General features: G+C 69.5%; 17 protein-coding genes, 1 tRNA gene and 2 pseudogenes. 9 read left to right on the top strand and 11 right to left on the bottom strand.

What is annotated here, in order from left to right; translation table 11 throughout:
• The first annotated feature begins 20 nt into the window (after positions 1 to 20).
• The 3 genes from Q8S40_RS02740 to Q8S40_RS02730 all read left to right on the top strand — a co-directional run bounded on the left by Q8S40_RS02740 (position 21) and on the right by Q8S40_RS02730 (position 2,681).
• Positions 21 to 93, top strand: a tRNA-Ile gene (locus Q8S40_RS02740).
• 343 nt (positions 94 to 436) lie between these two features.
• Positions 437 to 2,116, top strand: coding sequence for an energy-dependent translational throttle protein EttA (gene ettA / locus Q8S40_RS02735; protein WP_304809951.1), 1,680 nt, complete (start codon positions 437 to 439; stop codon positions 2,114 to 2,116).
• Between the two features lie 4 nt (positions 2,117 to 2,120).
• Complete coding sequence (locus Q8S40_RS02730; RefSeq protein ID WP_370690739.1) at positions 2,121 to 2,681, top strand: GNAT family N-acetyltransferase; 561 nt, start codon at positions 2,121 to 2,123, stop codon at positions 2,679 to 2,681.
• 121 nt (positions 2,682 to 2,802) lie between these two features.
• On the opposite strand, the gene Q8S40_RS02725 is transcribed toward Q8S40_RS02730, so the two are convergent.
• On the bottom strand, positions 2,803 to 3,987 hold the full coding sequence (locus Q8S40_RS02725) for a homoserine O-acetyltransferase (protein WP_305669202.1): 1,185 nt from the start codon (positions 3,985 to 3,987) through the stop codon (positions 2,803 to 2,805).
• 154 nt (positions 3,988 to 4,141) lie between these two features.
• Here Q8S40_RS02725 and ppa point away from each other — a divergent pair, with 154 nt between their 5' ends.
• The 3 genes and pseudogenes from ppa to Q8S40_RS02710 form a co-directional block, all read left to right on the top strand.
• Positions 4,142 to 4,690: an inorganic diphosphatase gene (gene ppa / locus Q8S40_RS02720; RefSeq protein ID WP_305669201.1), complete on the top strand. Its 549-nt coding sequence runs from the start codon at positions 4,142 to 4,144 to the stop codon at positions 4,688 to 4,690.
• Positions 4,691 to 4,882: 192 nt separating this feature from the next.
• Complete coding sequence (locus Q8S40_RS02715; RefSeq protein ID WP_305669200.1) at positions 4,883 to 7,015, top strand: sodium-translocating pyrophosphatase; 2,133 nt, start codon at positions 4,883 to 4,885, stop codon at positions 7,013 to 7,015.
• Positions 7,016 to 7,070: 55 nt separating this feature from the next.
• Positions 7,071 to 7,382 (top strand): annotated as a pseudogene (locus tag Q8S40_RS02710) (endonuclease domain-containing protein); the annotation flags it as partial.
• Positions 7,383 to 7,511: 129 nt separating this feature from the next.
• Here Q8S40_RS02710 and Q8S40_RS02705 read toward each other — a convergent pair.
• Positions 7,512 to 8,294 carry an enoyl-CoA hydratase/isomerase family protein gene (locus Q8S40_RS02705; protein WP_305669199.1) on the bottom strand — a complete coding sequence of 261 codons (783 nt, stop codon included), beginning with the start codon at positions 8,292 to 8,294 and terminating at the stop codon, positions 7,512 to 7,514.
• Positions 8,295 to 8,395: 101 nt separating this feature from the next.
• Between Q8S40_RS02705 and Q8S40_RS02700 the strand changes: the two genes are divergently transcribed.
• Entirely contained in the window at positions 8,396 to 8,911 is a 516-nt protein-coding gene (locus Q8S40_RS02700) for a pyridoxamine 5'-phosphate oxidase family protein (RefSeq protein ID WP_305669198.1), read from the top strand.
• A gap of 44 nt (positions 8,912 to 8,955) precedes the next feature.
• Here the strand turns inward: Q8S40_RS02700 and Q8S40_RS02695 are convergent, their stop codons facing one another.
• The 8 genes from Q8S40_RS02695 to Q8S40_RS02660 form a co-directional block, all read right to left on the bottom strand.
• The gene (locus tag Q8S40_RS02695; RefSeq protein ID WP_305669197.1) at positions 8,956 to 9,867 is read right to left on the bottom strand and encodes an NAD(P)-dependent oxidoreductase; all 912 of its coding nucleotides are present in this window, start codon (positions 9,865 to 9,867) and stop codon (positions 8,956 to 8,958) included.
• A 69-nt stretch (positions 9,868 to 9,936) separates the two neighbouring features.
• A complete protein-coding gene (locus tag Q8S40_RS02690; RefSeq protein ID WP_305669196.1) occupies positions 9,937 to 10,896 on the bottom strand; it encodes a tripartite tricarboxylate transporter substrate binding protein in 960 nt (319 codons plus the stop codon).
• Positions 10,897 to 10,991: 95 nt separating this feature from the next.
• The gene (locus Q8S40_RS02685; RefSeq protein WP_305669195.1) at positions 10,992 to 11,750 is read right to left on the bottom strand and encodes a potassium channel family protein; all 759 of its coding nucleotides are present in this window, start codon (positions 11,748 to 11,750) and stop codon (positions 10,992 to 10,994) included.
• 3 nt (positions 11,751 to 11,753) lie between these two features.
• Positions 11,754 to 12,632, bottom strand: coding sequence for a 3-hydroxybutyryl-CoA dehydrogenase (locus Q8S40_RS02680; protein WP_305669194.1), 879 nt, complete (start codon positions 12,630 to 12,632; stop codon positions 11,754 to 11,756).
• 195 nt (positions 12,633 to 12,827) lie between these two features.
• Positions 12,828 to 13,754, bottom strand: coding sequence for an electron transfer flavoprotein subunit alpha/FixB family protein (locus Q8S40_RS02675; RefSeq protein ID WP_304809931.1), 927 nt, complete (start codon positions 13,752 to 13,754; stop codon positions 12,828 to 12,830).
• 2 nt (positions 13,755 to 13,756) lie between these two features.
• The gene (locus Q8S40_RS02670; protein WP_304809929.1) at positions 13,757 to 14,506 is read right to left on the bottom strand and encodes an electron transfer flavoprotein subunit beta/FixA family protein; all 750 of its coding nucleotides are present in this window, start codon (positions 14,504 to 14,506) and stop codon (positions 13,757 to 13,759) included.
• 130 nt (positions 14,507 to 14,636) lie between these two features.
• Complete coding sequence (locus Q8S40_RS02665; protein ID WP_304809927.1) at positions 14,637 to 14,834, bottom strand: HIG1 domain-containing protein; 198 nt, start codon at positions 14,832 to 14,834, stop codon at positions 14,637 to 14,639.
• Between the two features lie 48 nt (positions 14,835 to 14,882).
• Entirely contained in the window at positions 14,883 to 16,112 is a 1,230-nt protein-coding gene (locus Q8S40_RS02660) for an MFS transporter (RefSeq protein WP_305669193.1), read from the bottom strand.
• A 68-nt stretch (positions 16,113 to 16,180) separates the two neighbouring features.
• On the opposite strand from Q8S40_RS02660, the gene Q8S40_RS02655 reads away from it, so the two are divergent.
• The gene (locus Q8S40_RS02655) at positions 16,181 to 18,517 is read left to right on the top strand and encodes a mechanosensitive ion channel domain-containing protein (protein WP_305669192.1); all 2,337 of its coding nucleotides are present in this window, start codon (positions 16,181 to 16,183) and stop codon (positions 18,515 to 18,517) included.
• Positions 18,518 to 18,653: 136 nt separating this feature from the next.
• Positions 18,654 to 18,977 (top strand): hypothetical protein, encoded by a 324-nt coding sequence (locus Q8S40_RS02650; RefSeq protein ID WP_305669191.1) that lies wholly within the window; start codon positions 18,654 to 18,656, stop codon positions 18,975 to 18,977.
• 297 nt (positions 18,978 to 19,274) lie between these two features.
• On the opposite strand, the pseudogene Q8S40_RS02645 reads toward Q8S40_RS02650, so the two are convergent.
• A pseudogene (locus tag Q8S40_RS02645) lies at positions 19,275 to 20,230 on the bottom strand (IS481 family transposase); the annotation flags it as partial.

Here is a 20,230-nt window from a genome sequence, read left to right as displayed (position 1 = left end):
GCCATGCAGGCGCGGGCTATGGGCCTGTAGCTCAATGGTTAGAGCGGGCCGCTCATAACGGCTTGGTTGGGGGTTCGAGTCCCTCCGGGCCCATTTCGCCCGCCCGCGCAGCGGCGCGCGGCACTGCCGCGCGAGGGCGAAATCCGCCGGAGGCATGAGGCACCGCGCGCAGCGCGGATCCAAATCGCTTTTCCGCCCGCGCAGCGGCGCGCGGCACTGCCGCGCGAGGGCGAAATCCGCCGGAGGCATGAGGCATCGCGCGCAGCGCGGATCGGTATGATCCGCCCCAAATTCCCGAAAATAGATGAGGGGTCCGGGGAGAATACCTTCTCCCCGGCCTTCCCTGATCCACCGCCCTGAACCCTCCGCGGTTGGCATCCGCCCCCCCGGCGCGGTAGAACCCGCCGCTTCATCCTCTGCGCCGGAATTCGAGCACATGCCCGCCTGGCAATATGTCTACGTCATGAAAGACCTTACCAAGTCCTATCCGGGCGGTCGTGAGGTGTTCAAGGGCATCACGCTGTCCTTCCTGCCCGATGTGAAGATCGGCGTGCTCGGCCCGAACGGTGCCGGCAAATCCACGCTGATGAAGATCATGGCCGGCCAGGACAAGGAATTCGGCGGCGAGGCCTGGGCCGCCGAGGGCGCCAAGGTCGGCTACCTGCCGCAGGAGCCGCATCTGGATGAGACCAAGACGGTCGGTGAGAACGTCATGGAGGCGTTTGCCGACCTGACCGGCCAGCTCCGCCGCTTCAACGAAATCTCCGACAAATTCGCCGAGGAGATGACGGAGGCGCAGATGAACGACCTGCTCGCGGAGCAGGCCGAGCTGCAGGAGAAGATCGAGGCCGCCGAGGGCTGGGAGCTGGATCGCCGCATCGAGATCGCACTGGATGCGCTGCGCTGCCCGCCCTTCGACAGCCCGGTGGCCCATCTTTCGGGCGGCGAGAAGCGCCGGGTGGCGCTGTGCAAGCTGCTGCTGGAAAAGCCCGACCTGCTGCTGCTGGACGAGCCGACCAACCATCTGGACGCGGAATCCGTGGCCTGGCTGGAGCAGACGCTGAAGGACTACAAGGGCGCCGTGCTGATCGTGACGCACGATCGCTACTTCCTGGACAACGTCACCAACTGGATTCTTGAGGTCGATCGCGGCCGTGGCTTCCCCTACCAGGGCAACTACTCGGCCTATCTGGACCAGAAGCGCAAGCGCCTGCAGCAGGAGGAGCGCGAGGAAAGCGCCCGGCAGCGGCAGCTCGCCAAGGAACAGGAATGGATGGGCCGCAGCCCGGCGGCGCGCCAGGCCAAGTCCAAGGCGCGTATCGCCTCCTATGAGGAGATGCTGGCCAAAAGCCTGGAGAAGACGAGCGGCGACGCCGAGATCGTCATCCCGCCGGCGCCCCGCCTGGGCAATATCGTCATCCAGGCGGAGGATCTGCGGAAGGGCTACGGCAATCGCCTGCTGATCGAGGATCTGAACTTCAAGCTGCCGCCGGGCGGCATCGTCGGCATCATCGGCCCGAACGGCGCCGGCAAATCCACGCTGTTCAAGATGATCACCGGCGTCGAAACGCCCGATGGCGGCAGCCTGGTGGTGGGTGAGACGGTGAAGCTCGGCTATGTCGACCAGTCCCGCGACAGCCTGGATGACAACCGCACCGTCTGGCAGGAGATCTCGGACGGGATGGACCAGATCACCATCGGCAAGCGCACCATTCCGTCGCGGGCCTATGTGGCGGCGTTCAACTTCAAGGGCGCGGACCAGCAGAAGCGCGTGGGTGTGCTTTCGGGCGGTGAACGCAACCGGGTGCATTTGGCCAAGATGTTGAAGCGGGAGCACAATGTGCTGCTGCTCGACGAGCCGACCAACGACCTCGACATCGACACGCTGCGCGCGCTGGAAGATGCGCTGGAGGAATTCGCCGGCTGCGCCGTGGTGATCAGCCATGATCGCTGGTTCCTCGACCGCCTGGCCACCCACATCCTGGCCTTCGAGGGCGACAGCCACGTGGAGTGGTTCGAGGGGAATTTCGAAGCCTACGAAGCGGATAAGCGACGTCGACTCGGCGCCGCGGCGGATCAGCCGCACCGCATCAAGTACCGCCCGCTGGCCCGATAAGTGGCTGGGTAGAGAGCTGGTCGTCCCTCGCCTCGCGGAAGGCAACGGCGTCACCACGCCACGCCTTTCGCTGCGCCCGGTCGCGCCGGAGAACCTGCCGGACCTTATCGCGCTGAAGGGCGACGAGGCCGCCTTCGGCCTGATGCTGCATGGCACCCGCACCCCCGAACGGGCGCGGGAGGAGCTGGAGGATGACCGGGAGTTCTGGCTGGTCCGCGGCTACGGCACCTGGGCGGTGTATGAGCGTGAAACCGGCCAGTTCCTGGGTATCACCGGGCTGATGGAACGGCCGGATGGCCGCGGCGTGGCGCTGCGCTACGCGCTGTGGCCCGCCTGCCGTGGCAAGGGTTTCGCGCGGGAGGCAGCGCGCGCCGCGCTGGCCTTCGGCTTCCGCCGCGGCCTTGCCCGCATCATCGCCGTGGCGTGGGAGGGCAATACCGCCTCCCGCCTCGTGCTGGGCGATATCGGCATGCGGGAATGCGACAGCTTCACCTATCGCGGCCGCCACATGCTGGTGTTCGAGGCGCTGGCGCCGGCGGCGGGGACCAGTCCTTGCGGCACGTGACCGGCCCGCCGCTGCTCCCCGGCGCCACCCCATGGCAGCCTGGCTTCGCCGCATAGGCGGCGAAGCCCTCCGCCGCGGCCCTACGGTGCGGGTCGAGGTTCCTGACCGGTCAGATTCGGTATCAAGGCCCCGCCGCCAGGAAGGCCCGAACCCTATCCGCCAGCGGCGCCATGCCGACCACGCCGTTCAGGTGGCCGAGCGGCCCGGTCACCTCCGCCAACTCCGCAGGGCGGCCGACGCGCTGCAGCGTCGCCACCAATTCGCGGTTCGCATCCATCAGGAACACCCGGTCGGTGGGGGAGGCCACCACCAGCCAGCGCGCCTGGCTGCGCGCCAGCGCCGCCTCCGTGCTCGGATACTCGTTCAGGAACAGCTGGTTCGCGCGGGTGAGGTAGAGGAAGTGGTTGGCATCCGACAGGCGCGCCCGGGCCAGCGCCGCCTCGTCGATCGCGCGCTCCGCCTCGAAGCGGTCGCCCAGGCGCCGGGCGGGGTCCTGGCCTTCCGGAATGGCGCGGCCGAAGCGGGCCAGGCTGGCGCGGTCCTGGGCGTGGACCGTGACGATCTTCAGCGCCGCAGCCAGGCCCTGCACCGGCGCCTCCCGCCCCTGTGCGTAGTAATCGCCGCCGCGCCAGTTCGGGTCGAGCCGGATCGGCGCTTCCCAGATGTCGAGCCAGTTCAGCATCCAGGGGTCGATCTCCCCGGCGCCGATCACTGGCATGACGCGGTCGATCATTTCCGGATAGGCGGCGGCCCATTCGATGGCCTGCAGCGCACCCATGGAGGGGCCGGTGACCAGCGCCAGGCGCCTGACGCCCAGGCTGTCCAGCAGCTTCTTCTGCACCTCGATGAAGTCGCGCATCGAGACCACGGGGAATTCGGTGCCCCAGGGCCGGCCGGTGGCGGCGTTCGTGGAGACCGGGCCGGTGGTGACGGTGCGGCCGTCCCGCACATTCAGGTTCACCAGCGTGTCGGAGGACACGACGAAATAGCGGTTGGTGTCGATCGCCTTGCCGGGGCCGATGAGGGCATCCCAATAGCCGGGCGGCTGGTCCGCGGCGTAGCGGCCAAAGGCGTGGCTGTTGCCGGAGAAGAAATGCGCCACCAGCACCGCATTGTCGCCCGCCGCGTTCAGCGTGCCGGCGGTCTGGTAGCCGATGCGGAGGCTGGGCAGGGCGGCGCCGTTGCGGAGCGTGTGATCGGTGGTCTCGAAGCTGCGCTTCTCGACGATCTCGGTCGCCGTCTGGGCCTGCGGGGCCCCCGCCACGCCAGCCGCCATCAGGGCGGCGAGCAGCCATCTGCGATACATGTCCTGGAGTCCCTTGCCCTTCGTGCCGCCAAGCCTGCGGCGCCGGACGGGCGGAAGGCAAGCGGCTTTCAGCCAGCCACGCGGCCCCCGTCGCCTCCCGCCGCTGGGCGCGCTAGGGTAGGGGATCAGAACGCAAGCCAAGGTCCTCCCCGACATGAACCTCGCCAAGATTCCGACCGGCAAGGCCCCGCCGCATGACGTCAATGTCGTGGTGGAAATCCCCCAGGGCAGCCAGGTGAAGTATGAATTGGACAAGGACAGCGGCGCGGTGGTGGTCGACCGCTTCCTGTTCACTCCCATGGCCTACCCGGCCGCCTATGGCTTCATCCCCGGCACGCTGGCCGATGACGGCGACCCGGCCGATGTGCTGGTGCTGACCCCGGCGCCCGTGGTGCCGGGCTGCGTCATCCGCGCCCGCCCGATCGGCGTGCTGCACATGGAGGATGAGGCCGGGTCGGATGAGAAGCTGGTCTGCGTGCCGCACGACAAGGTTCACCCGATGTATTCGGGCATCACCAGCGCCGAGGAACTGCCCGAGATCACCCGCCGGTCCATCGAGCACTTCTTCGCCACCTACAAGGACCTGGAATCGGACAAGTGGGTGAAGGTGCGCGGCTGGGGTTCGGCCAGCGAGGCGGCGGATATCATCCTGTCCTCCATGGCGGCCTATGAGGCCGCCGCCGCCAAGGACCCGGCCGAGTAACGACCACGCTCCGCTTTTTTTAGCAGGCGCACTTGACGGGCGGCGTGGACAGCGCATCCGCCGCCCGGCAAGCTTCCACCGGCCCGCGGCGCGGGCCGGCCCCCGCGCGGCTCCCCCCGCACCCGGACCGGCCCGAACGACGGACCGCGCGGCCCGGAGAAGAGGCCAGAAAAGGGGGAGACCGTCGCTTTGATGACGCTCGCATTGTTGCTGATCATCGCATTGGGCACGCTATCCATCGCCTATGGCGTGGTCACGGCGAAGGAGGTGCTGGCACGGGATGCCGGCACCGACCGGATGCAGGAAATCGCCAAGGCCATCCAGGAAGGCGCCAACGCCTATCTGAAGCGCCAATACATCACCATTTCCATTGTCGGAGTCGTGCTGTTCTTCGTCATCCTGGCGGCCTTCGGCTTCGGCGGGCATGCCTTCGCGGTGGCGATCGGCTTCCTGATCGGCGCGGTCCTGTCAGGGGCGGCCGGTTTCATCGGCATGAACGTCTCGGTCCGCGCCAATGTCCGCACCGCCCAGGCGGCGACGCAGTCGCTGGCCTCGGGGCTGGATGTCGCGTTCAAATCCGGCGCCATCACCGGCATGCTGGTGGCGGGCCTCGCCCTGCTGGGAGTGGCCACCTATTTCCTGATCCTGGTGCCGATCGGCGGATTCGCGGCCAATAGCCGGCTGGTGATCGATGCGCTGGTGGCGCTGGGCTTCGGCGCCTCCCTCATCTCGATCTTCGCCCGCCTCGGCGGCGGCATCTTCACCAAGGGTGCGGATGTCGGCGGCGACATGGTGGGCAAGGTGGAAGCGGGCATCCCGGAGGATGACCCCCGCAACCCCGCCACCATCGCGGATAATGTGGGCGACAATGTCGGCGACTGCGCCGGCATGGCGGCCGACCTGTTCGAGACCTATGCGGTGACCATGGTGGCGACGATGGTGCTCGCCGCCATCTCCTTCACCGCGGAAGCCCGCATCGCCGGAATGCTGTTCCCGCTGGCGATCGGCGCGGTCTGCGTGGTGACCTCCATCGCCGGCACCTACTTCGTGAAGCTGCCGGCCTCCAACAACATCATGCACGCCATGTACCGGGGCTTCCTCGTCACCGGAGCGCTGTCGCTCGCGGTGCTGCTACCGCTTTGCTACCTGGTGTTTGGTACCGGCACGATCACCGCGGGCGGCCACAGCTTCGGCGCCTTCGCGCTGTTCCTGTGCGGCGCGGTGGGCCTCGCGGTGACAGCGGCGATCGTGGTGGTGACGGAATACTACACCGGCACCCAGTTCCGCCCGGTGCGCTCCATCGCGGAAGCCTCGCAGACCGGGCACGGCACCAACGTCATCCGCGGCCTGGCGGTATCGATGGAAAGCACGGCGCTGCCGGCGCTGATCATCATCGCGGGCGTTCTTTCCTCGTATGGCCTGGCGGGGCTGTATGGCATTGCCATCGCGACCACGACGATGCTGGCACTCGCCGGCATGGTGGTGGCACTCGATGCCTTCGGGCCGGTGACGGACAATGCCGGCGGCATCGCGGAAATGGCGGGGCTGCCGAGCGAGGTGCGGGTTTCCACCGATGCGCTGGATGCGGTCGGCAACACCACCAAGGCGGTGACCAAGGGCTATGCCATCGGCTCCGCCGGCCTCGGCGCGCTGGTGCTGTTCGCGGCCTATACGCAGGACCTGAACCACTTCATCGCCAACCCGGACATCTACCCGTATTTCGCCGGGATCGGCGTGATGACCTTCAGCCTGTCCGACCCGTATGTGGTGGTCGGTCTGCTGTTCGGCGGGTTGTTGCCCTATCTGTTCGGCGGCATGTCGATGACCGCGGTGGGCCGTGCCGCGACCGCGGTGGTGGAGGAAGTGCGCCGGCAGTTCCGCGAGCATCCGGGCATCATGACCGGCGCGGAAAAGCCCGATTACGGGCGCGCGGTGGACATGCTGACCAAGGCGGCGATCAAGGAAATGATCATCCCGTCCCTGCTGCCGGTGCTGTCACCGATCTTCGTCTTCCTGGTGATCCTGATGATCGGCGGCAAGGCGGCGGCGTTCTCCTCGCTGGGTGCCATGCTGCTCGGCGTGATCGTCACCGGCTTCTTCGTGGCGGTCAGCATGACCACCGGCGGCGGCGCCTGGGACAATGCCAAGAAGTACATCGAGGAAGGCCATTACGGCGGCAAGGGCAGCGAGGCCCACAAGGCCGCGGTGACCGGCGACACGGTGGGTGACCCGTACAAGGACACCTCCGGCCCGGCGGTGAACCCGATGATCAAGATCACCAACATCGTGGCGCTGATGCTGCTGGCGGTGCTGGCGCATAGCTGAGACTTCTCCCTCCCCCGCGCTTGCGGGGGAGGGTCGGGGTGGGGGTTCTTCCACCATGCGTGACTCCAAGCTCCGCGACATCGCCCGCCGCCTGCGCCGCGACGCCACGGTGGAGGAACGCCTTCTCTGGCAGGCCCTGCGCCAGGACGCGCTCGGCGCTGCCTTTCGTCGCCAGCATCCCATCCCGCCCCATATCGCCGACTTCGCCTGCCTTGAGGCGCGGTTGGTGGTCGAGGTGGATGGCGGCCAGCACGGCGAGGCGCGCGACTCAGCGCGCGATGCGGCGATGACCGCCGCGGGCTGGCTGGTGCTGCGCTACTGGAACAACGAGGTGCGCGGCAACCGAGATGGGGTGGTGGCGGATATTGCGCGCGTGCTGGCGGAGAGGCTTCGGCGTGAAGGTCGCGCCTGCCCCCACCCCGACCAGCCTTCGGGGTTGCGGCACTGCCGCAACGCCGAAGGCTGGTCGGGGTGGGGGTCTCGGGTCCGCCCAGCCCTAGCGCCCCCGGAACACCGGCTTCCGCTTCTCCACAAAGGCCCGCGTCGCCTCCCGGAAGTCCTCCGTGTAGGGAAAGCTCTTGCTCGCCGCATACTGCTCGGGCGTGATCGGCAAGGCCCCGCGCAGCTCCTGCAAGGCCCGCTTGTGAAAACGGTTGGCGAGCGGCGCGCCCTGGGCGATGCGGTGCGCCATGGCGAGTGCTTCCTCCTGCACCGCCTCATCCGCCACCAGGCGTGACAGCAGGCCCTTCTCATAGGCCTCGGCCCCGGTGAAGACGCGGCCTTCCACCAGCATCTCCATCGCCACGCCGTAGCCCACCGACTGCAGCAGCGGGTCCAACTCCTCATAGGCATAGAAGATGTTCAGGTTGCGCGCCGGGATGCCGATGCGGGTCGCCGGGCCGCCCACCCTGAAATCCGCCATCGTCGCCAGCCCCGCCCCGCCGCCCATGGTCCAGCCGCGGCAGGCGGCGACCACCGGGTGGCGGCACAGGCGCAGCGACTGGAAGCTGCGGCCGATCTCCGCGGCGTACACCGCCTCCCGCTCCGGCGTGCCGCGCTCCGTCTGAAAGGCGGCGATGTCGGCGCCGGCGCAGAAGGCCTCCTCGCCGGCGCCGCGCAGCACCAGGCAGCGAAGGTCATCATCGGCGGAGCAGGTCTCCACCGCCTCGGCCAGGGCGATCCACATCGGCAGGTCCATCGCATTGCGCTTGGCCGGCCGGTCGATGGTGAGGATGGCGAGGACGCCCTCGCGTTCGAGCTTGATCAGGGGGTGCGACATGGGCGCGACCGTAACGCCGTCGCGCGCGCCCGGCCAGATGGCCGCAGGCAACCCCGGCGCCGCCCATCCGTTCTGTCCGCGACCTTCACAGGAGCCTTGCCATGACCCAGACACGCACCGACCAGGCCGCCCGCGACAAGGTGTGGGAGCTGATCCGCGATATCGAGGTTGCGACCATGGTCACCATCGACCCGCAGGGCCATATGCGCGGCCGCCCGATGCGCGCGGTGGAGCTGCGCGAATTCGACGGCACGCTGTGGTTCTTCACCAGCGGCGGCTCGCCCAAGGCCGACGAGATCCGCCAGGATGAGCGCGTGCTGCTCGCCTATGCCGAGCCGTCCGACCAGAACTACGTCTCCATCTCCGGCACCGCGCAGATCATCCGCGACGTGGCCAGGCAGAAGGCGATGTGGTCCGAGCCGCTGCGCACCTGGTTCCCGAACGGCCCGGAAGACCCCAACGCCGCGCTGCTGAAGGTGGAGGTCGAGGGCGCCGAGTACTGGGACGCGCCGTCCTCCACCCTGTTGCACGCCTATGGCTATGTGAAGGCGCGCATCACCGGGGAGCCGCCGAAGGCCGGCGAGAACGACAAGGTGTCCTTCAAGCGTCCGGCATAGGCCGCTTGAGGGCCGCGTGATTCGCGCTTCCGGCCATTCGGCCTTCAGCGATCACGCGGCACGCCCGACAGCTCGGCCACCAGCGCCCCCACCGAGGCGCTGTCCAGCCCGCCACGGCCGGAGGCGACCACCGCCTCCAGCATCTGCGCCGTCAGCGCCGTGGCGGGGGCGAACACCGCGTGGTCGCGCATCGCGGTGGCGGACAGGCGCAGATCCTTTCGCATCAGCTCCGCCCGGAAGCCCGGCGCGTAATTGCCGGCCAGCATGCGCGCCGCATGGTTCTCCATGACGAAGCTGGCGGCACTGCCGCCGCGCAGCGCCTGGCGCATCTTCTCCCCATCCAGCCCCGCCTTGGCGCCGAGCGCCAGGGCTTCGGCCACCGCCAGCATGGTGGTGGCGACGATCAGCTGGTTGGCGGATTTGCAGACCTGGCCGGCGCCGGCCGGGCCGAGATGCGTCAGCGTCCTGCCCATGGCGCGGAAACACGGCTCGGCACGGGCGAAGGCGGCCTCGTCGCCGCCCACCATGCAGGTCAGCGTGCCATCCAGCGCCCCCTTCGGCCCGCCCGAGACCGGGCTGTCCAGCAGGATGGCGCCGGTCTCCGCCGCCAGCCTGGCCGCGAAGCCGGACGCGGCGGCGGCCGCGATGGTGGAGAAATCCACCACCACCGTGCCCGGCGCGACGCCCTTCGCCACGCCCTCCGGCCCGAACAGCACCGCCTCCACATCCGGCGTATCCGGCAGGCAGAGTGCCACGAAGGCGGCGCCGCGCGCGGCCTCCGCCGGGGTTGCCGCCCAGCGCGCCCCGCCTGCCTCCAGCGCCGCCGCCTTGGCCCGGCTGCGGTTGCTGACGGTCAGCGCATAGCCGGCCTTGGCGAGGTTGGCCGCCATGGCGGCGCCCATCACGCCGAGACCGATGAAGGCGGCGGGGGCGGGCGGCTGGATCGTCTCGGTCATGCTGTGTCCTCAGAGCGTGACGACCGAAGGTGCGAAGGCACCGGAGGTCCGGATCACGCGAAAAACAAACTAGGTTCGGCGGATCGCGGCGCGGATGGTGTCCAGCAGCGTGTCCATGTCGCGCTGGAAGTCGGTGCCATTGGCGTAGCCATCGGCCTCCCCGGTCTGTTCCATGAAGCGCTGCCAGCGCGGCGCCGCCATCGCCTGGCGGAAACGGTCATGCAGGGAGGACACCATCTCCGGCGGCATGCCGGCCGGGCCGACCCAGCCCTTCATGTTGTCCGCCACCAGCTCGATCCCCAGTTCGCGCAAAGTCGGCACCTCCGGGAAGGCCGGCATGCGCTGGGCGGAGGCGCAGGCCAGCGGCAGGAGGTCGCCGGAGGCCGCCAGGCCGCGCAGCTCATCCGAGGCCTGCACCACCAGGTCCACCTGCCCGGCCAGCACCGCCTGCTGCTGCGGCCCACCGCCGGTGTAGGGCACGTGCAGCAGCTCCGTCCCCGTCGCACGGCCGAGCAGGATGAAGATGGAATGGGACAGCGTGCCGATGCCGGCGGAGCCATGGGTCAGCGCCTCCGGCCGCACCTTCGCCGCCTCGATCACCTGCTGCATGCTGGTGAAGCGGCCGCCGCGGCCGCGGGCGCAGATGAAATGCGCATTGCGGGTCAGCCGGATGACGGCGGTGAAGGATTTCTTGGGGTCATAGGGCAGGTCCCGATGCGCGGGCAGGGAGGTGCTCTCGGACCCGCCCGCCATCAGCAGCGTGTGGCCATCCGGCGCGGCGCGGCTGACCGCCTCCGCCGCGATGGCGCCGCCCGCGCCAGGCCGGTTCACCACCACCAGCGGCTGCGGGAACAGCGGCGAGGCTGCCTCCGCAATCGTGCGGGCGATGATGTCGGAACCGCCACCCGGGGCGAAGCCGACGATGAGCTGGATCGGCCGGGTCGGCTGCCAGCCGGATTGCGCGCGCGCGGCACCGGCGACGGGAAGGGCGAGCGATGCGGCCAACAGGCTGCGGCGGCTGAAATTCATGGATTTTCTCCCGGTCACGGCCGTCTGCGCGGCCCATGCGGGAAGCATGCACGTCAGTGCTGACAGTCGGCAACCTCGCCAGCCGCCGGCGGGGTTCAGTCGCCGTCGTCGGGGATGTTCAGCAGCACGCCGCAGGCCTTGCAATGCACCGCATCCGTATCGTGCCGGCCGAGGCCGCAACTCGGGCAGCGGAAGCTGACCTTCACGGGCCGGAACAGCGCCTGCGCCAGGCGCAGGAACAGCGTGACGCCGGCCAGCATGATCAGCACGGTCAGGAAGCGGCCCCAGGTGCCGTCCAGCGTGATGTCGCCAAAGCCCGTCGTGGTCAGCGCCGCCACGGTGAAATACAGCGCATCCGCCCAATTCGCGATCTCCGGATTGCGGGCGTATTGCGTGGCGTGGACGATGCCGGTCATCACCGCGATGAAGACCAGCAGGTCGGCGGCGGCGATCGGCGCCTCCGGGTTGCGGCGGAAGATCGGCAGGTCGCGGCGCAGCTTGGCCAGCAGCCGGGCGGAACGCAGCAGCCGCAGCGTGCGCAGGCTGCGCAGAAAGCCCCAGCCGGGGGCGAAGGGCGCCAGCAGGAAGGCGGCGACCGCCACCACATCGGCGATGCCGGCGGGATGCATCAGCTCGCGCAAGGGCCGCGGGCTGGCCCGCAGCCGCAGCACAAGCTCGGTCCCCAGCACCAGGCCGAAGGCGAAATCCACCAGCCGCAGCATCGGCCCCTGCGGCAGGAAGGATTCGACGATCACCCAGACCAGCGCCGCGAGGTCCAGCGCCAGCAGCCCATAGCCCGCGCGGATGCCGACCCGTCCGGCAACCCTGTCGAAGGCGCCGATCGGCTCGGACATGGCTCAGCGCGTCGGCTTCGGCGGGGTCCCGCTGTAGTCGTAGAAGCCGCGGCCGGATTTGCGGCCGAGCCAGCCGGCCTCGACATACTTGGCCAGCAGCGGGCTCGGGCGATATTTCGGGTCGCCCATGCCGTCCTGCAGCACGCGCAGCACGGCGAGGCAGGTATCGAGGCCGATATAGTCCGCCAGTTCCAGCGGCCCCATCGGGTGGTTGCAGCCCAGCTTCATGCCGGCATCGATGGAGGCGACATCGCCCACCCCCTCATGCAGCGCGAAGCAGGCCTCGTTGATCATCGGCAGCAGGATGCGGTTGACGATGAAGGCGGGGTAGTCGGCGGCATAGGCCACCGTCTTGCCCATTTTTTCCGCCAGCGCCGCGACGGCTTCGACGGTCGCATCCTCCGTCGCCAGCCCGCGGATCACCTCGACCAGCTTCATCAGCGGCACCGGGTTGAAGAAATGCATGCCGACGAAGCGGCCGGGCCGGTCCGTCGCCGCGGCCAGGCGCGTGATCGGGATGGAGGAGGTGTTGGAAGCGACCAGCGCATCCGCCCGCAGATGCGGCGTCAGCGTCGCAAAAATCTTGTGCTTGATGTCCTCGCGCTCGGTCGCGGCCTCGATCACCAGGTCGCAATCGCCAAAGGCGGCGTAGTCCGTGCTGGTGGAGATGCGGGCCAGCGCCGCGTCGCGATCCGCCTGGCCCAGCGTGCCCTTGGCAACCTGGCGGTCCATGTTCTTGGCCAGCGTCGCCAGGCCCTTGTCCAGCGCCGCCTGGGCCACGTCGAGCAGCACCACCGTCAGCCCGGACTGGGCCGCGACATGGGCGATGCCGTTGCCCATCTGGCCGGCGCCGATGACGCCGAGTTTCTGGATCTGGCCCATCGTGATCTCCGCCGGGTGGTCGTGGCGCGCCCTCTCCTCCAAACCGGTGGGGGGGTTGGACGCATGCGTTCAACGGTGGGGTGAGGGGGCGCCCAGGACGGGTGGCCCGTCTCACCGTTCTCGTTCGTGGTCAGGCGCGTGGGTGGCGGAGACCCCCCACCCAACCCTCCCCCGAGAGGGGGGGAGGGCTTCCGGCTACTTGCTGTCGAGCGCGGCTTCGAGTTCCGGGATCACCTTGAACACGTCGCCGACCAGGCCGTAATCGGCCACCTGGAAGATCGGCGCCTCCTCGTCCTTGTTGATGGCGACGATCACCTTGCTGTCCTTCATGCCGGCCAGGTGCTGGATGGCGCCCGAGATGCCGAAGGCCATGTACAGTTCCGGCGCGACGATCTTGCCGGTCTGGCCCACCTGCATGTCGTTTGGCGCATAGCCCGCATCGACTGCGGCGCGGGAGGCACCGATGGCCGCGCCAAGCCGGTCCGCGATGCCGTCCAGGATCTTGAAGTTGTCGGAAGACCCCATGGCGCGGCCGCCGGAGATCACCACGCGGGCGGCGGTCAGCTCGGGCCGCTCCAGCTTCGCGATCTCGGAGCCGACGAAGCTGGACAGGCCCGGATCGGCGGCGGCGGCGGCCGGTTCGATCGCGGCGCTGCCGCCCTCGGCGGCCACCGGGTCGAAGCTGGCGGCGCGCACGGTCAGCACCTTCTTCGCATCCGCCGTCTTCACCGTCGCCAGCGCATTGCCGGCATAGATGAAGCGCCGGAAGGTATCCGCCCCCTCCACGCCCGCGACGTCGGAGACGATCTGCACATCGAGCAATGCGGCCACGCGCGGCATCACATTCTTGCCGGCCGCGCTGCCCGGGGCCAGCAGGTGGTCATAGGCCGGCGCCAGGGAGACCAGCAGCGCCGCCACCGGCTCCGCCAGCCCCTGCGCCGTCGGGCCGCCCTCGGCGACCAGCACCTTGGCCACGCCGGGCAATTGCGCGGCGGCGGCGGCATCGGATTGCGCCAGCACCAGCACATGCACATCCCCGCCCAGCTTCTGCGCCGCCGCGACGGCGCTGCGGGTGGGGGTGGAGACGGTTTCGCCGCGGTCGGCGAGCACCAGGACGGCCATGCTCAGATCACCTTCGCTTCGTTGCGCAGCTTGTCCACCAGCTCGGCGACGCTGCCGACCTTCACGCCCGCCTGGCGCTTCGGCGGTTCCTCCACCTTCAGCACGGTCAGGCGCGGCGCGGCATCGACGCCGAGATCGGCGGGCTTCACCGTCTCGATCGGCTTCTTGCGCGCCTTCATGATGTTGGGGAGGGAGGCATAACGCGGCTCATTCAGCCGCAGGTCGGCGGTGACGATGGCCGGCAGCTTGAGGGAGACGGTCTCAAGCCCGCCATCGACCTCCCGCGTCACCTTGGCGGCACCGTCGGCGATCTCGACCTTGCTGGCGAAGGTGCCCTGGCCCCAGCCCAGCAGCGCCGCCAGCATCTGCCCGGTGGCGTTCATGTCGTCATCGATGGCCTGCTTGCCCATGATGACGAGTTCCGGCGATTCCTTGGCGACCAGCGCCTTCAGGATCTTGGCCACCGCGAGCGGTTCGACCGTGCCCTCCACCTCGACCAGGATGCCGCGGTCGGCGCCCATGGCGAGCGCGGTGCGGATCTGTTCCTGCGCCGCGGTCGGGCCGACGGACACCGCGATGATCTCGGTGGCGGCGCCCTTTTCCTTCAGGCGCACCGCTTCCTCGACCGCGATCTCATCGAAGGGGTTCATCGACATCTTGACGTTCGCCGTCTCGACGCCCGTGCCATCCGCCTTCACGCGGACCTTCACATTGTAGTCCACCACCCGCTTCACGGGGACGAGGATTTTCATGATTTGCCGGGTCCCTGGTCGTCGCGCGGCGCGGAAAGGCGGCGCCGGGCGTATTTCGCACATGCAAAAACGGTGCGGACCATAGGGCGGGGGTCCGGTGGGGGCAAGGCAGGCAAGGCCAAAGCCGGCATCAACCGCGGGATACGGCGATGAGGATCAGGAACAGCACCAGCGTCACGCCCTGCATCACCACGCGCCAGCGCATCAGCCGGTTGGACCGGGCACCGCCGGCCGCCTCGCTGCGCGCCAGGCCGAGCATGCCGGCGAACATCACGCCGAGCGTGCCGAGCAGGGAAAGGCCCACAAGGACCGTCAGGAAGGTCGTCATATGCGCAAGATGGCACGTCCCGCCACGGCGGCAAGGCAGCAAGGTCCGCTACCTGCGCGCGCCCGATATGGCGAAGGCGCCGATCGTCACCGCCACCACGCACATCAGGAAGCCGGCGGAATAGCCGCCGGTCAGCGCGATCAGGCCGGAAAAGGCGGGGGGTGCCACCAGCATGGTCATGCCGAAGGCGAAGGACAGCGCCGCGGTGGCGCCGCCGACCTGGCCGGGCGGGGCCAGGCGCGCGGCTTCCGCCAGCATCACCCCGTTCCAGCCCACGGCGGTGGCGCCCATCACGACCCCGGCAGCCGCTACCAGGAAGCCCGGCCAGCCCGGCCCGGCCATCGCCAGCGCCAGCCCAGCCAGCGCCGCGCCGCCGCCGCAGGCCGCCAGCACGCGGGAGGCACCGAGCCGGTCGGCCAGCAGCGCCCAGCCGACCCGCCCGACCACGCCCGCCGCCTGCGCCAGCGCCAGCCGCAGCCCGGCCTCCGCCAGGGGGGTGCCGAGGCTCGCCACCTGGAAGGCCACGAAGAAGGTGGAAAAGCAGAATTGCGCGATGCCGTAGCCGCAGGCCATCACCGTCAGCCGCGCCAATTCCCGCTCGGTCCGTAGCAGGCCGACATGGGCGGCCGATTCGCGCAGCACCGCCAGCAGCCCGGCACTCGCACCCGGCCGGTCCCGTTCCGCATCCAGCCCGGCCCGCAGCGGCTGGATGCCCAGCGCCACCAGGAAGGCGATCGCCGCCATGCACAGGATGCTGATGCGCCAGCCGGCCACCAGCGCGATGGCGGGTGCCAGGGCGGCCACGATCATGGCGCCCAGCGGCACGCCGGCCTGCTTCAGGCTGAACACCAGCGCCCGGCGCCGCGCCGGGGTATGGGCCGCGATCAGATGGCTGCCGCCCGGCGTCACCGGCCCATGCCCCATCCCGGCCAGCACGGCAGACGCCGCCAGCGCCGCCGGATGGCCGAGTGCGGCCAGCGCGATGCCGCAGCCGAGCACCACCATGGAAACCTGCAGCATTCGCACGCCACCCCAGCGGCGGATCAGCGGCCCGGTCAGCGGCCCGGTCACCAGCGCCCCGGCATAGACCAGCGCCGTATGCAGCCCGGCCAGACTGGCCGGCACGCCGGTTTCCGCCGCCATCGCCGGGGCCAGCACCGGCACCGTGAGGAAGGCGCCCATGCCGGCCAGATGGGCCGCCATCAGTGCGAGCATGATCACGGGCAGCGGGGGCGCGGGGGAGGTCACGCGGATATCCTCCGCCGGGTTGCGTTGCACTGCAACATGCCAGCCCGCATTCTTCTTCCAGGCTTGACCCGCAACGGTTGAGCAGGTTCACCCCAACCATGCGCGCCCTTCTCCATATCCTGCCGATCCTGGCCCTGCTGCTGGGCGGCCCGGCCCTTGGCCAGGCGATAAGCCCCGCGCCCGCCCCCGCAACCCCGGCCGGCAGCGCCCCCGCCGCGGCCGCCGGCGGAACCACGGAAATGGAACGGCTGCTGGCGACGCTGCGGAATGATGCGGCGCGCGCCGAATTGCTGCGGAGCCTGGAGGCGCTGGTCGCCGCCCAGCGCGGCGCCGGCCCGGCGGCTGGCCCAGGCACGCCCGATGCCGCCGCGCCCGCTCCGGCACCCGCCCCGCCAGCGGTGGTGGAGCCGGCGCTGCTGGCCCCGAATACGCTGGGCGCGCAGTTGCTGACCGGCGCTTCCGAACGGCTGCAGGGCCTCTCGGAAAGCCTGGTGGCGGCGGCGGAGGCCGCGACGGACCTGCCCACCATGGCGCGCTGGGCCTCGGACCTGGCGCGGGACCCGGTGACCCAGGCCCGCATCATCGATGCCGCCTGGAAGCTGGCGCTGCTGTTCGGCAGCGGCCTGCTGGCCGAATGGCTGACCCGCCGCTTCCTGCGCCGCTGGTCGAACCGGCTGGATGCGATGGCGCCCGCGAATGGCGATGCCTGGTCGCGCATGCGCCGCGTGCCGCTGGTGCTGGCCCGGCTGGTGCTGGATCTGGTGCCGCTGCTGTCCTTCGCCGTGATCTCCTACGGCATGATCGGCGCGGTGCGGCCGCTGCCGACGACCGAACTGGTGCTGCTGACGGCGAACAACTCCTACATCGCGCTGCGGGCGGTGATGGCGCTGTCGCGCATGGTCTTCTCCCCGGCGTCGAGCCATCTGCGGCTGGTGCCCTGCCTGGATGAAACGGCGGCCTATGTCACCGTCTGGGTGCGCCGCATCGCCGGTGTCGCCATCCTCGGCTATGCGGTGGCCGAGGCCGGGCTGCTGTTCGGCCTGCCCTGGGCGGCGCATGACGCCATCCTGCGGCTGACCGCGCTGGTCGTGTCCCTGCTGCTGATCATCGTCATCCTGCAGAACCGCGCCACGATGGCCGACCTGCTGCGCGCCCCGGATCTTCGCCCGGGCGACCAGCCGGACCGCATGCGCCGGATGCTGCGGATGCTGCGGGACCGCGTGGCCGATGTCTGGCACCTGCTGGCGATCCTGTGGCTGATGGCGCTGTGGGGCGTCTGGGCGCTGGAGGTTCGGGATGGCTTCGAACGCCTGCTGCGCGTCTCCCTCGCCACGCTGCTGATCATCGGGCTGGCCAAGCTGGTGGATGAGCTGCTGCGGCGCGCCATCATCCGCGGCTTCGGCATCGGCCCCGAACTGGCCCGGCGCTATCCGGGGCTGGAAGCGCGGGCCAACCGCTATCTGCCGGTGCTGAAGGGCATCGTCAGCGCCATCATCACCGTCCTGACCCTGCTGTTCCTGCTGGAAGCCTGGGGGGTGGAGTCCTTCGCCTGGTTCCGCCGCGGCCAGCTCGGCGCCATGCTGCTGTCCTCGCTGGTTTCCATCGCGCTGACCGTGGCGGTCGCGCTGACGGTGTGGGAAGTGGCGAACGCCGCCATCGCCCGTTACCTGGCGCGGCTGTCGCGGGACGCGCAGGCGGCGCGCAGCGCCCGGGTCCGTACCCTGCTGCCGATGCTGCGGACCATCCTGTCCGGCACCATCATCGTATTTGTGGCGCTGAATGTGTTGACCGAGATCGGCGTCAACGTGGCCCCGCTGATCGCCGGTGCCGGCGTGATCGGCCTGGCCATCGGCTTCGGGTCCCAGACCCTGGTGCGGGACGTCATCACCGGCATCTTCCTGCTGTTCGAGGATGCGGTGGCGGTGGGCGACGTGGTCTCCGTCGGCGGGCTGGCGGGCGTGGTGGAACAGCTTTCCATCCGCTCCATCAAGCTGCGGGCGCAGGATGGCTCGATCCACATCGTCCCGTTCAGCGCCGTCACCACCGTGACCAACATGACGCGCGACTTCTCCATGGCGGTGCTGGACGTCTCCGTCGCCTATGGCGAGGACACCGACCGCGTGGTGGAGGTGATGAAGGAGGTCGCGGCGGATATCCGCGCCGATCCGAAGTTCAACCCGCTCATCCGCGACGAGCTGGAGGTGCTGGGCGTCGAGCGGCTGGCCGATTCCGGCGTGGTGATCCGCGCCCGCATCAAGGGCGAGCCGATGGCGCGCTGGAGCCTGAGCCGCGAGTTCAACCGCCGCATCAAGCAGCGCTTCGACCAGCTCGGCATCGAGATCCCCTACCCGCACCAGAAGCTGGTCATCGAGCGCCAGCAGGCCCGCCACCCGGCGGAGGACTTCCCTGCGCCGACGGAAGGCGCTAAGAGCTAAGCTGTGATGACCTTCCGGATCCTCACGGGCCGAATTACCGGCCCGGCCGCCTGACCCGAGCCCCCCCACGGGGGATGGGTTTCTGCGCGGCCGGGCGCCTTCTCGGTTCTTCGCCACCCGATCCGGAGCTTTCCAAATGTCCTTCTACGATCCCGAGCCGCTTTGCGCGGCGCGTTTCACCGTAATGGCGGATGCCGCCCCCGGCCTGCTGCCGCGCATCCTGGAGCCTTTCGCCAAGCGCGACCTGATCCCCGATGTGGTGCGCGCGACGCGGGACGGCGATGCGATCCGCGCCGAGGTCACACTGCACGCCATGCCGCTGTGCATGGTGCATCTGGTGGCGGGCAATCTCGGCCAGATCATCGGCGTGCGGCGGGTGGAGGCGATGGAGGGCCGCGTGGTGCGCCCCTCGGTGCATCCCTTGACGGATTCAGTGGTTCAGATGGCAACGGCGGCCTGAACCGCCCCGCCGATTGAACCGGAGGGGCGGCAGGGCGATATGAGGGGTATCATGCAATACCTCCTCGCCCTTCTCGTCCCGCCGCTCGCCATCCTGTTCGCCGGCAAGCCGTTCCAGGCCGTGTTCAACGGGCTGCTCTGGATCGGCGGGCTGCTGTTCATCCTGCTGCCCTTCGTCGCCGGGCAGGCGGCCTGGGGCATCGCGGTGATCTGGGCGCTCGCCGTGGTGCATGGGCGCCGCACCGAGGCGCGCGACCGGCAATTGATCGAGCAGGCGCTGCGCCGCCGGGGCTAGGATGTTTAGTCCTGGCGTTTGGTGGAGCGGGTTGGCGTTGAACCGCTGTGGCTCTGCGGTCCACTGCTTGCAGATGAACTCGTAGGGCGTGAGTCCGCGCAGGGTCTTCAGTCGGCGGCCGAAGTTGTAGGCGGCTACGAAGTCGGCGAGGTGCCGCTCGAGCTGCTCGTGGGCGTCGTAGTGGTAGCGCCGGACTGTGGCGTCCTTGATGGTGCGGTTCATCCGCTCGACCTGGCCGTTGGTCCAGGGGTGCTTGGGCTTGGTGAGGCGGTGCTCGATGCCGAGCTGCGCGCAAGCGTACTCGAAGGCGTGGGCCCATATGGGTTCGCCGCGGGCGAGTGCTTCGGCGATGAGCGGGGTGGCAGAACCGCCGGCGCCTGGCGTCGTGAAGTGGATGCCGTTGTCGGTGAGCACCGTGTGGATCTTGTAAGGCACGGCCCCGGCGAGGCGGCGCAGGAAATCGCCTGCGGTGCGCTGCTTGGCCTCGCGGTGCAGCTCGACGAAGGCAAACTTCGAGGTGCGATCGATGGCAACCAACATATAGAGCCTGCCCTCGGCGGTTCGGACCTCGGCGAGGTCGATGTGGAAGAAGCCGATCGGGTAGCTCTTGAACTTCCGCTTTGGCGAAGCCTCGCCCTCTACCTCGGGCAGGCGTGAGATGCCGTGGCGCTGCAAGCAGCGGTGCAGCGAGGAACGGGTGAGGTGCGGGATGGTGGGCTGCAGCGCGTAAAGGCAATCGTCGAGCGGCAGCAGGGTGTGGCGACGGAAGGCGACGACGACGGCCTCCTCGTCGATGGTGAGGACGGTCGAGGCTGGGGTTTTGGGTCCGGTCGCCAGGTCGGTGACGGAGGTTCGCGCGCGCCACTTCGCCACGGTCTTCGGGTTGATGCCGTAGCGCTTGGCCAGGGCCCTCAGGCTCGCTTGACTATGCTGTATCGCTCGACGGACCGCCTCTGTCG

Origin of the sequence: Falsiroseomonas sp. (assembly GCF_030695085.1) — a bacterium.
In the GTDB taxonomy this organism is placed as follows: Bacteria; Pseudomonadota; Alphaproteobacteria; order Acetobacterales; family Acetobacteraceae; genus Falsiroseomonas.
This window is presented reverse-complemented; position numbering and strand designations above follow the sequence as displayed.

Coding starts and splice junctions, on each gene's coding strand:
- Q8S40_RS02670 (WP_304809929.1), bottom strand. CDS start 14,506: ATGAAAATCCTCGTCCCCGTGAAGCGGGTGGTGGACTACAATGTGAAG.
- Q8S40_RS02725 (WP_305669202.1), bottom strand. CDS start 3,987: ATGTATCGCAGATGGCTGCTCGCCGCCCTGATGGCGGCTGGCGTGGCG.
- ettA (WP_304809951.1), top strand. CDS start 437: ATGCCCGCCTGGCAATATGTCTACGTCATGAAAGACCTTACCAAGTCC.
- Q8S40_RS02675 (WP_304809931.1), bottom strand. CDS start 13,754: ATGGCCGTCCTGGTGCTCGCCGACCGCGGCGAAACCGTCTCCACCCCC.
- Q8S40_RS02700 (WP_305669198.1), top strand. CDS start 8,396: ATGACCCAGACACGCACCGACCAGGCCGCCCGCGACAAGGTGTGGGAG.
- Q8S40_RS02650 (WP_305669191.1), top strand. CDS start 18,654: ATGTCCTTCTACGATCCCGAGCCGCTTTGCGCGGCGCGTTTCACCGTA.
- Q8S40_RS02655 (WP_305669192.1), top strand. CDS start 16,181: ATGCGCGCCCTTCTCCATATCCTGCCGATCCTGGCCCTGCTGCTGGGC.
- ppa (WP_305669201.1), top strand. CDS start 4,142: ATGAACCTCGCCAAGATTCCGACCGGCAAGGCCCCGCCGCATGACGTC.
- Q8S40_RS02705 (WP_305669199.1), bottom strand. CDS start 8,294: ATGTCGCACCCCCTGATCAAGCTCGAACGCGAGGGCGTCCTCGCCATC.
- Q8S40_RS02685 (WP_305669195.1), bottom strand. CDS start 11,750: ATGTCCGAGCCGATCGGCGCCTTCGACAGGGTTGCCGGACGGGTCGGC.
- Q8S40_RS02715 (WP_305669200.1), top strand. CDS start 4,883: ATGACGCTCGCATTGTTGCTGATCATCGCATTGGGCACGCTATCCATC.
- Q8S40_RS02680 (WP_305669194.1), bottom strand. CDS start 12,632: ATGGGCCAGATCCAGAAACTCGGCGTCATCGGCGCCGGCCAGATGGGC.
- Q8S40_RS02690 (WP_305669196.1), bottom strand. CDS start 10,896: ATGAATTTCAGCCGCCGCAGCCTGTTGGCCGCATCGCTCGCCCTTCCC.
- Q8S40_RS02695 (WP_305669197.1), bottom strand. CDS start 9,867: ATGACCGAGACGATCCAGCCGCCCGCCCCCGCCGCCTTCATCGGTCTC.
- Q8S40_RS02665 (WP_304809927.1), bottom strand. CDS start 14,834: ATGACGACCTTCCTGACGGTCCTTGTGGGCCTTTCCCTGCTCGGCACG.